General features: G+C 65.7%; 16 protein-coding genes. 8 read left to right on the top strand and 8 right to left on the bottom strand.

Features of this window, described 5'->3' with window-relative positions; genetic code table 11:
- Nucleotides 1-78: 78 nt before the first annotated feature.
- The 3 genes from ACFPWW_RS26810 to ACFPWW_RS26800 all read right to left on the bottom strand — a co-directional run bounded on the left by ACFPWW_RS26810 (nucleotide 79) and on the right by ACFPWW_RS26800 (nucleotide 3,097).
- Nucleotides 79-804 (bottom strand): SOS response-associated peptidase, encoded by a 726-nt coding sequence (locus ACFPWW_RS26810; RefSeq protein WP_113413682.1) that lies wholly within the window; start codon nucleotides 802-804, stop codon nucleotides 79-81.
- A gap of 81 nt (nucleotides 805-885) precedes the next feature.
- On the bottom strand, nucleotides 886-2,277 hold the full coding sequence (locus ACFPWW_RS26805) for an HWE histidine kinase domain-containing protein (RefSeq protein WP_162706890.1): 1,392 nt from the start codon (nucleotides 2,275-2,277) through the stop codon (nucleotides 886-888).
- Between the two features lie 187 nt (nucleotides 2,278-2,464).
- The gene (locus tag ACFPWW_RS26800; protein ID WP_377314100.1) at nucleotides 2,465-3,097 is read right to left on the bottom strand and encodes a helix-turn-helix domain-containing protein; all 633 of its coding nucleotides are present in this window, start codon (nucleotides 3,095-3,097) and stop codon (nucleotides 2,465-2,467) included.
- Nucleotides 3,098-3,377: 280 nt separating this feature from the next.
- Between ACFPWW_RS26800 and ACFPWW_RS26795 the strand changes: the two genes are divergently transcribed.
- The 5 genes from ACFPWW_RS26795 (at nucleotide 3,378) to ACFPWW_RS26775 (ending at nucleotide 7,760) form a co-directional block, all read left to right on the top strand.
- The gene (locus tag ACFPWW_RS26795; protein WP_377314098.1) at nucleotides 3,378-3,605 is read left to right on the top strand and encodes a hypothetical protein; all 228 of its coding nucleotides are present in this window, start codon (nucleotides 3,378-3,380) and stop codon (nucleotides 3,603-3,605) included.
- Entirely contained in the window at nucleotides 3,598-3,810 is a 213-nt protein-coding gene (locus tag ACFPWW_RS26790; protein WP_112759413.1) for a hypothetical protein, read from the top strand. The genes ACFPWW_RS26795 and ACFPWW_RS26790 overlap by 8 nt, the downstream gene beginning before the upstream one ends.
- Before the next feature lie 65 nt (nucleotides 3,811-3,875).
- Nucleotides 3,876-4,277, top strand: coding sequence for a hypothetical protein (locus ACFPWW_RS26785; protein WP_112759414.1), 402 nt, complete (start codon nucleotides 3,876-3,878; stop codon nucleotides 4,275-4,277).
- Nucleotides 4,278-4,367: 90 nt separating this feature from the next.
- On the top strand, nucleotides 4,368-6,881 hold the full coding sequence (locus ACFPWW_RS26780) for a CHC2 zinc finger domain-containing protein (RefSeq protein WP_377314096.1): 2,514 nt from the start codon (nucleotides 4,368-4,370) through the stop codon (nucleotides 6,879-6,881).
- 81 nt (nucleotides 6,882-6,962) lie between these two features.
- Nucleotides 6,963-7,760 carry a glycoside hydrolase family 108 protein gene (locus ACFPWW_RS26775; protein WP_377314094.1) on the top strand — a complete coding sequence of 266 codons (798 nt, stop codon included), beginning with the start codon at nucleotides 6,963-6,965 and terminating at the stop codon, nucleotides 7,758-7,760.
- A 181-nt stretch (nucleotides 7,761-7,941) separates the two neighbouring features.
- Here the strand turns inward: ACFPWW_RS26775 and ACFPWW_RS26770 are convergent, their stop codons facing one another.
- From ACFPWW_RS26770 to ACFPWW_RS26755, 4 genes are all read right to left on the bottom strand, one after another.
- Nucleotides 7,942-8,577 (bottom strand): hypothetical protein, encoded by a 636-nt coding sequence (locus ACFPWW_RS26770; protein ID WP_377314092.1) that lies wholly within the window; start codon nucleotides 8,575-8,577, stop codon nucleotides 7,942-7,944.
- Between the two features lie 225 nt (nucleotides 8,578-8,802).
- Nucleotides 8,803-10,194: a hypothetical protein gene (locus tag ACFPWW_RS26765; RefSeq protein ID WP_377314090.1), complete on the bottom strand. Its 1,392-nt coding sequence runs from the start codon at nucleotides 10,192-10,194 to the stop codon at nucleotides 8,803-8,805.
- Nucleotides 10,195-10,462: 268 nt separating this feature from the next.
- The gene (locus ACFPWW_RS26760) at nucleotides 10,463-10,657 is read right to left on the bottom strand and encodes a hypothetical protein (RefSeq protein ID WP_377314088.1); all 195 of its coding nucleotides are present in this window, start codon (nucleotides 10,655-10,657) and stop codon (nucleotides 10,463-10,465) included.
- 324 nt (nucleotides 10,658-10,981) lie between these two features.
- Nucleotides 10,982-11,185, bottom strand: coding sequence for a hypothetical protein (locus ACFPWW_RS26755; protein ID WP_112571537.1), 204 nt, complete (start codon nucleotides 11,183-11,185; stop codon nucleotides 10,982-10,984).
- A 260-nt stretch (nucleotides 11,186-11,445) separates the two neighbouring features.
- Here ACFPWW_RS26755 and dusA point away from each other — a divergent pair, with 260 nt between their 5' ends.
- The 3 genes from dusA to ACFPWW_RS26740 all read left to right on the top strand — a co-directional run bounded on the left by dusA (nucleotide 11,446) and on the right by ACFPWW_RS26740 (nucleotide 14,036).
- On the top strand, nucleotides 11,446-12,483 hold the full coding sequence (gene dusA, locus ACFPWW_RS26750) for a tRNA dihydrouridine(20/20a) synthase DusA (RefSeq protein ID WP_377314086.1): 1,038 nt from the start codon (nucleotides 11,446-11,448) through the stop codon (nucleotides 12,481-12,483).
- A 15-nt stretch (nucleotides 12,484-12,498) separates the two neighbouring features.
- Nucleotides 12,499-13,026 carry a GNAT family N-acetyltransferase gene (locus tag ACFPWW_RS26745; protein WP_377314084.1) on the top strand — a complete coding sequence of 176 codons (528 nt, stop codon included), beginning with the start codon at nucleotides 12,499-12,501 and terminating at the stop codon, nucleotides 13,024-13,026.
- A 167-nt stretch (nucleotides 13,027-13,193) separates the two neighbouring features.
- Nucleotides 13,194-14,036 (top strand): SDR family NAD(P)-dependent oxidoreductase, encoded by an 843-nt coding sequence (locus ACFPWW_RS26740; protein ID WP_377314082.1) that lies wholly within the window; start codon nucleotides 13,194-13,196, stop codon nucleotides 14,034-14,036.
- 26 nt (nucleotides 14,037-14,062) lie between these two features.
- On the opposite strand, the gene ACFPWW_RS26735 is transcribed toward ACFPWW_RS26740, so the two are convergent.
- Nucleotides 14,063-14,602, bottom strand: a complete 540-nt coding sequence (locus tag ACFPWW_RS26735) for a Pycsar system effector family protein (protein WP_377314080.1) — start codon at nucleotides 14,600-14,602, stop codon at nucleotides 14,063-14,065.
- Nucleotides 14,603-14,733: the final 131 nt, after the last annotated feature.

Raw genomic sequence — 14,733 nt, 5'->3', positions numbered from 1 at the left:
TCCGCAAATGTACACCGCGCCTTCTCTTTCGCAAATCATTCCCCAAGCGCCGCCGGGCAAGCATCCACTCCCGCCCCCCTAAATCAAACTCGGCTCCGCATCCGGATCGACCTCGTCGAGAATGTCAGGCGAATTGTTCTTGTAGCTTCCCACCCCCGATTTGCCCGGCCGCACCGGCCACATCACCATTTCCTCGGAAGGATAGGGCACCATCAGATCGGCCGGGTCGGGCTCGTCGGAGAGCCATCTGTCGTAATCCTTGCGATGCAGGATGACCGGCATGCGGTCGTGGATTTCCGCCATCATCGCGTTGGCCTCGCAGGTGACGATCGCGAAGGTGCGGATGCGCTCGTCGGTTTCGGGGTTTCGCCACATCTCCCAGATGCCGGCAAGCGCGAAGGGCTCGCGCGATTTCATGGCGATGGCGTATGGCAGCTTGTTCTTGCCCGCCGGGTCCAGCCCCTTCCATTCGAAATAGCCGTCGATCGGAACGAGGCAGCGGCGCGAGCGGTAGGCGGCGCGGAAAGTGGCCTTGCTGCTCAGCGTATCGGCGCGGGCGTTGACCATCGGGCGAAACGGCGGCTTTGCCCAGCCGGGGATCAGGCCCCATCTGGCCGAGACGAAGACCGGGCCGACCTTGCCGGCGCGGTCCTCCTCCTTGACGATGACGGGATAATCCAGCGACGGCGCGCCGTTGTAGCGGGGAAACTGGTTGCCGAGATTGAGGCTGTCTGCCCGCCTCGCAAACGAAAAGTTCCGCAGCAAGGTTTCGAAATCGCTTTTGACGAAGACCCGTCCGCACATGCGCGCTTCCTCTCCTGCCGGAAGACCCGGCCTTGAACCAGGAGGACGGCCGAAGCGGACATCCGCCGCCTCCGCCGCCGCTCACTCCCGCACCTTCACCCCTTCGCCGAGCGGCGCCTCCAGCCGAAACTCGAAGCCCTCCGCCCCGTAGCTGATCTCCGCCCTGCCCTGAAACGCCGCCGGCAGCAGCCTGCCGATCATGCGCGATCCGAAACCTTCGCGCGCCGGCGCGCCGGTCTCGGGCCCGCCGCGCTCCTTCCATTCCAGCACGAACCGCCGCTGGCCGGCCTCGCGCTCCACGCTCCAGCCGAGCCGCACGACGCCGGCCTGCCGGCTCAGCGCCCCGTATTTCAGGCTGTTGGTCGCAAGCTCGTGCAGCGTCAGCGTCAGCATCAGCGCCTGCTGCGGCGCAAGGTCGAGATCGGGGCCGGAAATGCGGATGCGCTCGCTGAAATCGCCGACGGAGACGAGGCCCGCCTGCACCAGGCTGTGCAGGCCGGCATCGGCCCAGGCGGTCTCCGTCAATATGTCGGTGGCGCGGCCGAGCGAGACGAGGCGGGCATTGTAGATTTCGGCGGCTTCCGCAAGGTTGCCGGTCTGGCGGAAGGTCTGGTTGGCGATCGATTGCACGAGGCTGAGAACGTTTTTCAGCCGGTGGCCGAGTTCGTGGTTGAGCAGCTTCTGGCGCTCGCGCGCGCTTGCCCGCTCGGTCACGTCGGCGGCCATGCCGAACCATTCGACGATCGTGCCGCCGGCATCGAAGATCGGAACGGCGCGGGTAAAGGTCCAGCCCGCCTTGCCGTCGCCGCGCCGCACGCGATGTTCCAGCTCCAGCGGCCGCCGCTCGCGGATGGCGTGCGCAATCGCCATGCGCACCTGCTGGCGGTCCTCGGGAAAGATATATTCCTCCATCCAGCGCTCCGCCGGCCCCGCCTCGTCGGCCGGATGCCCGTGCCCGTCGAGCCGGCGCATCTCCTGCCAGTCCGGGCTCATGCGGAAGATCACGTCGGAACTGGCGTTGATCAGCGCCCGCATCCGCTCCTCGCTGCGCCGCAGCGCCTCTTCCGCGCGCCGCCGCGTGGTGATGTTCTGCATGACGGCGAGCAGGCGCGGCGGCTCCTCGGAAAGCCGGGTGACGAACATTTCCAGCATCATGGCCCGCGCCGCCGATTCCCGCTGGAACCGTTCGGACTCGCCTGTCGCCAGCACCCGGTCGCAAATGTCGAACCAGTCTTCCCCAACGTCCGGAAAGGCTTCGCGGATCGTCCGGCCGCTGAGATCGGCGATGGAAAACATCGCCTGCATGGCCCGGTTCATGGCAACATAGAGATAGTCGCACCGCCCGTCCTGCCCCGAGGGCAGCCGCTCGATGATGCAGGCGCCCTCGTCGATGGAATCGAAGAGAACGCGGTAATGACCGCCGGCGTCCCCGCCTGCCCTTGCCCGACCCGAGCCCTCAGTATCGAAATCCATGCAGTTTTCTTCCACGCACCCGTAAAACCGCCGCCGCCCCGGCGCGAAGACGATCCGCAACCGGCGCCCGGCCATGATATCAGGCGCTTGATACGCAGATTAGCGTTTTCTGGATTAGCTGCGAAAATTTTGGACCGGAACGTTCATGAGCGGCCGGTCAAGCGCATCGCGCAGGCCATCCCCACCCTCACGGCAACACCAGCAGCACCGGCGCCGCCGTCATGAGCACCACATCGGCGATCCCGCCGTCCGGCAAGACCAGGCTCGCCTCGCCCGTCTTGCGGGCGCGGTCGAGCCTGGCAAGCAGCTGGCGGCCGTCGGGGAGGCCGCAGATCGACAGCGCGCCGATCGCGCCGGGCTCGATGCCTTCGGCGGGTGCGAAGAGCAGCACCGTATCGTCCCACATGCTGAGCGCGCCGGCGCGAGCGCGCACCTGGGCGGCGGCGATCGGGCGCTCGCGCCTGCCGGCAAGCGCCAGCCGCGCCCTGTCGAGCACCGGCTGCGGCAGCGGCTGCGGCGCGCAAAGCGCGCCAAGCGCGCCATCCTCGCCGATCGTCGCCGAAAGCAGGATCGTCGCCCCCGCGCCCTCGCCCGGCGCACCGCCATGCCCGGCGATCCCCGCATGGTGCATGACCTCGGTCACGGCCACGCCGAGGAAGGCGGCGATCGCGCCCGCCTCCTCCATCGTCATGCGCCGCCGGCCCGAAAAGGTGCGGGAAACGGCGGAGGCATCCTTGCCGAGATGGCGGGCGAGCGCGCGCAGCGATTGCCCCCTCTCGTCAAGCTGGCGGTGAAACCAGTCGCCGTCGATCTCAGCCATCGCCTTTCCCCATCCCCTGTCCGCGCATATGCGGCGTTGCTTATTTGTTGCAAAAAACGCAACGAGACGCAAGCAACCGCACCGGGCTTTTTCGCCTCAACCTTTGACATGGTTGGTCTCCTGAAGTTGCAACGCAGCCCGCCCTTCCGCCGGAAAACGACTCTCCCGGCAGCGACGGGGAAAAGATAGGTATTTTTTCCTATTTTGGATTGACGTTGCGATTTCGACAACATAATCTCCACACCAACGACAAGAGAGCATGACACGGGGGAAGATCGGCATGGCTGAGGCCAAAACGCCCTGGCAGAAAGTCGCCGCCAGATTCGCGCTGACGCCGTCCGGGCTGGCGGCCGAGCTCAAGCGCCACCGCTCCAGGATCTGCCGGGCGCTGAGGGACGAGCGCGGCCGGATCAACGGCCGCGACCAGCTGGCGCTGCTGCAGGCCGCAAGGCGCCGCGGCATCGCGCTCGCCCCCGCGGACATGCTGCCGGAGGCCGACGATGCGTAGGGAGCCGCTGTCCATGCTGGCGCAATCGGACCTGCTCGACACGCTGATCGGGCGCTGCGTCATGCATGGCGGGGCGGCCGCCGGCGAGGCGATGCTCGTCATCGACGGCCAAACGCTGGACGACCTGCTGCAGCTTTCCAACCGGCTGCGCCGCCTTGCCCTCTTCGAAGACCGCATCCGCGCCATGGTGACGGCCCGCCAATAGGCATCGGCCGCGCCGGCAAACCAGTTCGCAACGTCACCGCAATTTCAGATCCAGCGAGGATTGACATGCAGACCATTACCTCCCGCCCCGGTGCGGCAGCCGCGCCCGCCCCGCTCGCCGTCAGCAAGCCGCTGCTCTGCCCCTGCTGCAGGCAGCCCGTGAGCGCGCCCCAGCCCGAAATCGTCATCGATCACTACGGCCTGACGCCGATGGAGGGCCGCATCTTCACCACCGTCTGGAAGGGCAAGGGCCTGCCCGTCGTCACCGAGCGCATCTTCACCGCCATGTATATCGACGATCCCGATGGCGGCCCCTCGCCGGACAGGATGTATCTCGCCTTCAAGGTGGCCCTTTGCCACCTGCGCCAGAAGCTGGAAGGCTCCGGCATCGGCATTGCCAATGTCGGCTATCGCCGCGGCTACCGGCTGGTGCTGGAAGGCAAGTTTCCCGATTCCGCCGCGCGCTAGGCGCCGCAGGCGCGGAACCCCCCATGGCCGCCGCCCCTTCCGCGCCGGCCGTGCTGCGATCCCGACACCATTCCTTGCAAGAGCCGCAACATGCCTTCAGACGTCGAACGGCTTCGCCGCGATGTGTCGCTGCCGGAAACAGCCGCACGTTTCGGCTGCCGGCTGCAGAAGAGCGGGCATGAACATGTCGCCCTCTGCCCCTTCCACACCGAGGATACGCCCTCCTTCACCATCTTCGCCGGGCAGGACGGCATCGAGCGCTTCCATTGCTTCGGCTGCGGCGCCGGCGGCGACGTCCTGGATTTCGTCTGCCAGATCAAGGGCGTCGATCTTGCCGAAGCCATCCTTCTTCTCGGCGGCGGCGGCGACCGGCCGAATATCGCCCCGCGCGCGCCCCAGGCCCGCGATCCCTACGAGGGCATCACGCTTCTGGCCCTGCCGCAAGAGCCGATCCAGGCCGGCGCCCGCATCCGCCTCTACAATCCCAAGCGCCGGGGCGACCGCAGCGAATGGGGCGCGTTTTCGCCCTCCATGGTCTTTCCCTACCGCCAGGCCGACGGCGCCCTGACCGGCTACGTGCTGCGCCACGATCTCTCCGGCGGGTCCAAGGAAACGCCGATGGTCATGTATGCCCGCCTGCCCGACGGCAAGGAGACCTGGTGCCGCTACCCCTTTCCCAAGCCGCGCCCGCTCTACGGGCTGGAAACGCTCGGCAGGACGCAGCAGGTCATCGTCGTCGAGGGCGAAAAATGCCGCGACCGGCTGGCGGCCAGAAGCCGCCGCACGGTGCTCTCCTGGGCCGGCGGCACGCAGGGCGTCAAGCACACGGACTGGTCGCCGCTCTCCGGCCGCGACGTGGTGATCTGGCCGGATTTCGATCCGCCCGGCCTTTCGGCGGCGCAAGAGATCGCCGCCATCCTGGCCTCGCTTGGCGCCCATGTGCGGCTGACGGGCCTTGCGGAAGCGGGCGCCGCCTCCGATCTCGCGCAATTCACCCATGCCGACTGGCAGGCCGGCCGCCTGCCCCGCCGCGGCTGGGACAGCGCCGATGCGGTCGATTGCGGCTGGACCCGCCCGCAGCTCGATGCCTTCATGCGCGCCACCATGCGCGACCACGGCCCCGCCCCGGCCGCGCCGCCGCCGGCCCCGCCGCAGAAGGAGACGCCCGCGCCGGACGCGCCGCCGGCAGGCGCCGACGGCATCGACCTCATGCCGGAATGGTTTCCGAACCAGCCCTTCGGCTCCGAAGTCTGGCTGGCGCGCATCTTCAACGAACATCTGGAGAAAGCCTGCGGCGGGCGGATCGTGCGCGCCGACGGCAAGTTCTGGGCCTATGGCCCCTCCGCCTGGCGGCCCATTCCCGAGCAGAAGATCCGCCTTGCCGTGCATGCTTTCGACGCGATCGGCATCGGCCCCAAGGAAAAGCCGCTGAAGCTCGGCCGCCACATGATCGACGGCATCGTCAACGAACTCGGCACGCGTGTTGCCGATGCCGGCTTCTTCAGCAATCCCGCCATCGGCGTCAACGCGCTGAACTGCACGATCACGCTTGACGAGTTCGGCCGGGTGATCTGCCGCCCGCACGACCCGGCCGACCGCTTCCGCTTCACCATATCGGCCGAATACAACCTGCACACCGAAAGCCGCCCGCCCGAGGGCTCGCTGCTGCGCAGACTGCTCTACGGCGCCTTCCAGGACGATCCCGACGCCAGGGACAAGATCAATCTCGTGGCCGAAATGCTGGGCGCGGCCGCCTTCGGCCTTGCCACGCGCCTGCGCCAGCCGAAGGCCTTCATCCTGCTCGGCGAAAGCGCCAGCAACGGCAAATCCACCATCGCCGCGCTCTTTCGCGCGCTGCTGCCGGAAGGCGCCGTCTCCTCCATCTCGCCGGCCTTCTTCAGCGACGAGAAGCGCATCATCAATCTCGCCGGCAAGGCGGCAAACGTCGCCGACGAGCTGAGCGCCGGCGCCATTGCCGGCGAGGAGTTCAAGGCGGCCGTGACCGGCAACCCGATCGAGGGCCGCAGCCTCTACAAGGATGTCGAAAGCTTCGTTCCCCGGGCGCTGCACTGCTTCACCACCAACACCCTGCCGCGCTTCAACGGCGGCATAGACCGGGGCCTGCGCCGCCGCCTCGTCGTCGTCCAGTTCAACCGCAGCATTCCCGAAAACGAGGTCATCCCCGATATTGCCGAGCGCATCGCCAGAGAGGAGCTGGAACTGCTGCTCGGCCTTGCCGTATCCGGCGCCCAGCGGCTGAAGCGCAACGGCGGCTACACCATTCCCGAAAGCTCCAGGGAGGCGCTGAACGCCTGGCTGCTGCTCGACCCGGTCAACGAATGGTTCGATATCCGCGTCGAGCCCGCCCCGGAAAGGCCGGCCGGCGGCTGGCTGCGCACGGCAAAACTCTTCGAGGATTTCCGCCGCTGGGCAATCGACCAGGGCTACCGCGAAAGCTTCCTGCCGCCCGTCAACACCTTCTCCCAGCGCCTGAAATCCATGCCCAACGTGCATCTGGTGCGCCTTTCCGAGGGCATGGTGGCCCAGGGCGTGGTGCTGAAGGACAGCGCGGCTGCCGCCGCGACCTATGCCGACGTGTTCTGATTGTCCCCAGGCCCGCCATGCCACGGCCACAACCTTTGCCGCCGAAAACTGGCCGCCACGCCATCGACAAAGGACCGCGGCATGACCAGCGCCAATTTCCCCGAATGCCTCGCAATCACCCTCGCCTCCGAAGGCGGCCTCTCGCTGGAGCGCACCGACCCCGGCAACTGGACCGGCGGCAAAGTCGGCAAGGGCGCGCTGAAAGGCACGAAATACGGCATCTCCGCCGCCGCCTTCCCCGCACTCGACATCGCCAACCTGACGCTTGACGACGTCAGGCCGATCTACAAGGCCAGATACTGGGACGAAACCGGCGGCGACACCCTGCCCTCGGGCTTCGACCTCGCCGTCTTCGACTACGCCGTCAATTCCGGCCCCGTCCGGGCGCTGCGCGACGCCCAGACCGTGATCGGCACCCCGGCCGACGGCAAATTCGGCCCGGCCACCCGCGCGAAGGCGGCAGGCGCCGGCGTCGGGGAGATCAAGGCCCTTTGTGCAAAACGCCTGAGCTTCATGCGCAGCCTCGCGATCTGGAAGACCTACGGCAAGGGCTGGTCGGCGCGCGTGGCGAAGGTCGAGGCCAAGGCCGTGGCGATGGCGCTGCGCGCCCGGCCGGGAACGGATGTGAAGGCCGCGCTGGCGGACGAGGCCGGCAAGGCGGAAAAGACGGCCGGCACGCTGCGCAAGGCCGGCGCGGCGATTGCGGTCTCGGCCTCGGGCGGCGCGGGAACGGGTGCGGTTCTGCCGGCGCAGCCCAATCTGGTGGTGCTGGGCGGGCTGACGCTGGCCGGGCTCGCGCTGGCCGCCCTTCTGGCGGTCAAGGCGCTGCGCCAGAAGCAGCGGGCCGAGGCGTACCGGATCGTTTCCGCGCAACAATGAAAGCGCGATAATACCGAGCGGATATCCGGTCCTGTCGCAGCCGGCGCCTTCGCCTGTCGCCGCTGCCTTCGTTTCGCGCCCTTCCGCCAGGGCTCCGCCAAAGCGGCCGATCCTGCGCAAGCTGCGCGCATTCCGGCAATATGCCTGCTCCCTTCAGGCGGGAGCAGGTCTTGCCTCCAACTCATCCCCTGCCGTCATTGCACATGGTCGGCTCGTAAGGGTAGCTGTACCAGGCCTTCATGATCGACCAGCTTTTCGGCACCGGCTCGGCATCCTTCGGATCGATCCTGATGGTCTCCATCTGCCCGTTGGGCTTTGCGACCTCGACCATCACCGCCTTGAACTGGTTGCCGTTTTCCAGAACGTGCGAGGACCAGGTCAGGGCCGTCGATCCCTCGGTAATCGGCTTCGGGAAATAGTTGGTATCCGTATCCCACCAGTGAACCTCGTAGCCGTAGATATTGGCCCCGTCGCGCGAGCAGCCAACGGTGAAGAAGCCGTCGCCGCCAGGAATGGTCCGGTTGAGAAACTCCCGGGTCTCTCCGCCCGGAGACTTCGTGATGCGGCACATCACGATGTTCACGGGCTTTGCGCTTTGCGGCACGATAACGTTGGTGCCGTTTCCGTTGCATGTGCCCGATGTCAGGATGGTCGGAATTCGCCACGTTCCGCTCGCCGGATCCTTGGTGTGGATCGGGATCGACATCTTGTCGATCTCTATGTCGACCTCCTCCTTGCCCTCCTGCGCAGCAGCCCCGGCGACAAAAACCAGCATGGCGGCACAGGCCGCCAGTCCGGTCTTTCCAATAGAATTCACGTATGTCTGCATAAACTCCCCCCTCAATCTTCGATTGCGGGGAAATCCTTATCGATCTCTATGCGGCGCGCATCACCCGTTTGCAGTACGACAACCCGAACGGGACCGTAAAAACCTTTCAGCTTTCGGTGGAACGCCCGCACCCGGCCGGCAGGACCGGCACGCGGCCGCGTTGACAGCCTGCAGCGCCCGCCTGCGCAGACAACCCGTAAAACCCGGGCCGCCTCAACTGCCCCCCATGGCGGCTCTCGCCCACATGCCGCGCTGCGCCTCCGGTATGAGATCGATCCTGTTCAGCTTCATCGTTATCGAGCAGGCCTCTTCATCGCTAAGCTGGGCGGGGTTCGAAACCTTGCGCATCTCCTCCAGGGTCACACCCAGACGCTGCGTGGCGATCTGCACGATGTCCTCGGCGGTCAGCCTGACGGTCTGAGGCGCGCGCGCCTTCCCGTCCTCATAGGCCAGGCGCTTGCTTTCCAGATATTGCCACACGCGCTCCTTGACCTGCGGAATGGCCTGTGCCTTCGGCGACTGCATAGCGACAAGATCCTTGCAGCCCTGCGGATAGTAGCGCGCAACAGCCTCGACGAGCGCAGCCATCTTCATCTGGACGTCGATCGCCGCGGCATCGCTTGCCCGCGCCAAGGCGGCATTGCCGTATTTCGCCACGATCGCAGCCGTCTGTTGGCGCGGATCGACCTTATCTCTTGAGGCAAACAACTGCCGCGCTTCATCCTCGTGATCCATGAAGATCGCATGAACAAAGGGATTGATGCCGGCGAGAATCCGCATCTCCTGTTCGAAGCCGTCGGCCTGCGCTTGCTGGGCGGCCGCGCCCGATGCGGCCTTCGCAGCCGCGGCAGGCCTTTGCCTCTCCGGAACAGGACCGAGCGAGAGCAATGTCCTGCCCCAATCGCCCTGCAGATTCGTCGGCACAGCGCCGACGTTATAGAGTTTCTTTGCGATCGAGCACATGTCTTCGTCGCTCACGCCATTGGGCGCTGCTAGCGCCTTTCGCAGGTCCTCCGACGTTATCCCCAGATATTGCGTCATGAGGGCGTATGCGGCGTCGTCGGACATCAAGGGTACCGGGCTGCGCAATTTCCCGTCGTGATAGGCATTGGCTTTCGCACGCCGGTCATCCATGCGACCGTTGCGGACTTCGACAATGGAATACCAATCCGGCATATTGCCGGTGAAAAAATACTCGCAACCCTCGGGATATTTGTCGGCCACGATCTCGGCAAGCGCGGCCGTCTCGTTCATGACGGCGATGATGGCGCTGTCGCCCGCGCGCGTAAGGGCGGGAGTGCCATAGGTGGCGATGACCGCCGCAATGGTTTTCCTCTGTTCGGGCGATTTCTGACGCGACGATTGCTGATAGACGTACAGTGCGACATCCCTGTGATCCTGATAGATGGCCTGCAGATAAGGGTCTACCCGTCCGGTCAACCGGATGACCGTATCCAGAGTATCTTCCTCGGCATCCTGCGCGATTGCGCCGGATGCGAGAAACGAGACGGCAGCCAGCAGCGACAATAATCTTTTCACGAAACCTACCCCCAATATATGGCAACCGCGACAGCAGTCGCAATCTAAACGCTTTTTCTCACGCATACACCCCGAACGATTGCAATTCTTCTAGAGCATTTCCGGCGAAAACGGAGTCGCCTTCAATGCTCTAGCTTATTGTTTTCCCCGCAATTCCGGGCGCAAAACCGGTTCCCACTTTTGCTGGAATTGCTCTAGGTGTGAACTTTCAGGCTGTCCACGACCGTCAGGATAGACGGTAAAAAAAATCGGTGGAACGCGCGCCCCGCCCCTCATGTGCCGGGCGGCAAACCGGTTGCGCCCGCCCGGCAGTTGCCGCGGCCCTGTCGGCCCGTCAGCTATCCAGCTTCAGCGCCAGCTGCTGCCCGCCGAACACCTTCAGCACATGTTTGTTGATCGGCCGCATCGCCTCGATACGGCGCTGTTCTTCCCGCCGGCGCGCCTCGTGGCGCTCGCGGTCTGCGCGCAGCTGCGCGTCAAAGGCCATGGCCTTGTCTGCTGCTCCTGAATAACTCGGGCTGGCTGCCATCGAACTCTCCATCAGAACATGAGAACGTTTATTTGTTCTTATTTTGTTCTCATTTTCGGCGAAGTCAAGAGCGGTCGTTTCTGGGCGATGCACGTGGGGAGATCCGGCGCGAAAAGAACGCTGCCGCCGGCGAAGTGAAAAAGCGCCAGGTCTCTGGCGCGATAAAACTATTCTTTCGTCTGCAGCCAGATCATGGCGAAAGACATGAGGCCGCACAGCGTGGCGATCAGAAGCAGCTTGTCCATCGAAATCCTCCTATTTGCGGCAGAAACGCGGCAGAAGGATTTTGGTTCGGTTCCGGCATCGTCCGGGCAGCCGTTTCTTCTATGCCGGCCGGATCACCGTCATGATGACGATGTTGCCGGCCTCGTCGCGGGCGCTGTCCGTCGTGGCGATCACCTTGCCGTCGAATTCCGCCTCGGCCTCGGCGAAGGCATCCTTCACCAGCCGCAGCGTTTCCAGATAGGCGCTGTTGTCGCGCCGGGGCATTGCCAGCAACGCCTTGATGCCTGCGCCGTCCTCGGCCATGAAGCGGATACTCCTTCGCGCCCGGCCGCAGAATGCCCGGGATCGTCCGCCGCTGCCATCGGGCAAAAGCGCCTGCGGGTCAAGGGCGCGAGATCGCCCCGGCAGGCAGGAGCCGCCGCCCGCGCGAGCCCGTCTCGCTTTCTCGCCGGGCCTCATGTATAAGCCCTCGTCCCGCCGGGCCTTGCAGGATCGGGCCTTGCAGGATCGGGCCTCGGCCACGACATGAGACGACGGGACCGGACGAAAGAAGATTTGAGATCATGACCACGGCAAAGACGGCAGCGACAGAGGCAGACCAGCGCTATTTCAAGGCGCCGGTCTTTGCGGTCGCGCCGATGATCGACTGGACCGATACCCATTGCCGCTATTTCCACCGCCAGATCAGCCGCAACGCCGTGCTCTATACGGAAATGGTCGTCGCCGACGCCATCATCCACGGCCCGCGCCAGCGCCTGCTCTCCTTTAACGGCGAGGAACACCCCGTCGCCCTGCAGCTCGGCGGTTCCGATCCGGCCAAGCTTGCCGAGGCCGTGCGCATTGCGCAACCCTACGGTTACGACGAGATCAACCTCAATGTCGGCTGCCCCTCCGATCGCGTCCAGTCGGGCACCTTCGGCGCCTGCCTGATGCTGACGCCGGACACGGTGGCGGACTGCGTGGCCGCCATGAAGAAGGTCGCCACCGTTCCCGTCACCGTCAAATGCCGCATCGGCGTCGACGAGCAGGACCCGGAAACGGCCCTGCCCGCGCTGATGGCCCGCGTGCTCGATGCCGGCGCCGACGCGCTCTGGATCCACGCCCGCAAGGCCTGGCTGAAGGGCCTCAGCCCCAAGGAAAACCGCGAGATCCCGCCGCTCGATTACGAGATCGTCTACCGCATGAAGGCGCGTTTCCCCGATGTCTTCATCGGCATCAACGGCGGCGTGCAGACGCTCGACGAGGCAGAGGCCCACCTCGCCCATGTCGATGGCGTCATGCTCGGCCGCGCCGCCTATCAGAATGCGGCGATCCTCGCCGAGGTCGATCACCGCTTCTACGGCGCCCCGGCATCCGAGCCGGACTGGAACGGGCTGCGCGACCGCATGATGGCCTATGCCGCCGGCCATATCGCCGCCGGCGGCCGCCTGCAGCATATTGCCCGCCACATGGTCGGCCTCTTCACCGGCCTGCCGGGCGCGCGCCGCTACCGCCAGATCCTCTCCACCGACGCCGCAAAGCCGAATGCCGGCCCGGACGTGATCGCCGCAGCCTTCGCCGCCGTCGATTTCTCCGGCGCCGCGCAGGCCGTCAGCGCCTGAAGCCGGGCGCGCGCAATGGCGCAACCGGGCGATACGGGCATTTCGATCAGGCGCGGCACGAAAGACGATTTCGCCGCGCTGCGCGCCATTGAGCTTGCCTCCTTCGAAACGCTGCGCGCCGCAGGCGCCGTCAGCGGCGATCCGGCGGCCAGCACGGATGAAGAGCTGCAACGCTATCTCGACCACGCGCTCCTCTACGCCGCCTGCGATGCGGCCGGCGCCCCCGTCGGTTATGCCGGCGCCTCAGTCGAAGACGGCGCGCTCCATATCGGCGAGATGGACGTGCATCCGCGCTGGCAGAGAAAGGGCCTCGGCCGGCGCCTCATGCTGACGCTGCTGGACGAGGGCCGCCGCAGAAAGCTCGCCGAGGCGACGCTGACGACGGATCGTTTCGCCCCCTTCAACGCGCCTTTCTATGCGTCGCTCGGCTTCCGCCTCCTCGAAAGGCGGGATTGCGCCCCGCGCCTGCAGGCGATCCTCACGTCCGAGGCGGACAAGGGCCTCGAGCCCGAAAGGCGCGTCGCCATGGCTCTCGCCCTCTGACGAAGCGGGCCGGGAGAGCGGCAATGGCGGTTCGCGCGCCCGATCGTCGGCACGTCGAACGCCCGCCGCCCTTCACAAGCGGGAGGCGGCGCTCTACTTTCCCTGCCGCGGCCTGAAGCCAGGCTCGCCGGCCGCTGGGGGCGGCCTTTATGGGGGAGGCAACCAGCATGAAAGATGTCGTCGCTTTGGTGACAGGCGCAAGCCGCGGTGTCGGCCGCGGCATTGCGCTCGCCCTGCTTGCCGAGGGCGCCACGGTGCATGTGACCGGCAGGACGCGTTCGGAAGCGCAGGCCGGGCTGGAAGGCGCCAGCCGGGGCTCGCTGGAGGGGCTGGAGCAGGAGGCCGCAGCACTGCCCGGCCGGCTTGTCGTCCACCCCTGCGACCACAGCGACGATGCCGAAACCGCGCGTGTCGCCGAAACGGTCAAGGCCGGCAACAGGCTGGACATTCTGGTGAACAATGCCTGGCCCGGCTATGAAAACATGGTCGAGGACGGCGATTTCACCTGGCCCCGGCCCTTCTGGGAACAGCCCGTCTGGCGCTGGGAGGCCATGATGGGCACGGCGCTGCGCGCGGCCTTCCTGACCTCGCGCGCTCTGGCGCCGGTGATGGTTTCGGCAAGGCGCGGCCTGATCGTCAACATTTCCTTCTGGGCGGCGCAATTTTACGACGGCAACGCGATCTACGGCATGGCCAAGGCCGCCGCCGACAAGATGGCCGCCGATTTCGCCCATGACCTGCGCCCGCACGATGTCGCCGCCGTCGCGCTCTATCCCGGCCTCGTGCGCACCGAAGCCGTCATGCAGAATGCCGGCTATTTCGACCTCTCCAATTCCGAATCGCCCCGCTTCATCGGCCATGTCATCGCCGGCCTCTGGCGCGATCCGGCGCTGATGTCGAAATCCGGGCAGGTCCTGGTCGCGGCCGAACTCGCCCGCCAATACGACATTGCCGATGTCAACGGCTACCGGCCCGTTCCCCTCACCGCGGCGGATTTCGCCAAGGGCTGACCGCACATGCGGCGGCGTCCCGCCCCTCACGCCGCCACGAGCAGCAGCACGTAAGCCACGACCGTCACCATCAGCCCGCGAAAGGCGATCGTCACGAAGCGGTATTTGCTGCGCGCGATAAGCGAGAGAATATCGGCATTCTCCACATATTGGTCGAAGAGATAGCGCTCGTCGCGGCGAACGGCCGCCTCGAAAAACGTCTCGCGATGCTTCGGCCACGCGCCCCAGAACATGGATGTGGACCGGTCGAGCCGGCGCGGCAGCACCACGAGAATGGCCGAAAGAATCGAAAACACCGAGGCTGCCGCCAGCAGCCCGGAAAAGAGAATGGCCTGCGGCGTGCCCTGCGCGTAGCGCGCGAAGGTGAAGACCGCCCTCACCTCGCTGGAGCTGACAAGAAAGGCGAGCATGAAGGTAAAGATATAGGCGGCCTTCTGGTCCGATATCTTGATCTGGTCGTAGAATACGTCGTTGATTTTCTTGATATGGTCGAAATACTCCGCGCCAATGTCCTCGCCCGATGGAGAAGCGGAAGGCAGTTCCGCATAACTTTCGAATTCACTCACTAAAATACCCCCTGCTGAAATAGTGTTTCCCCAATATTACACTTGGGCCTTAAAGCAAGAACACGTGTGCATCCAGCTTGACTTTTACACTGCGCTTGGCCAAAGGGGAAAAAGATGCGGGGGTGTCTGGA

This window comes from Rhizobium sp. GCM10022189 (assembly GCF_042656325.1).
In the GTDB taxonomy this organism is placed as follows: domain Bacteria; phylum Pseudomonadota; class Alphaproteobacteria; order Rhizobiales; family Rhizobiaceae; genus Rhizobium.
Note: the sequence above shows the minus strand (reverse complement) of the source record. Positions and strands in the feature narration are given on the sequence as shown.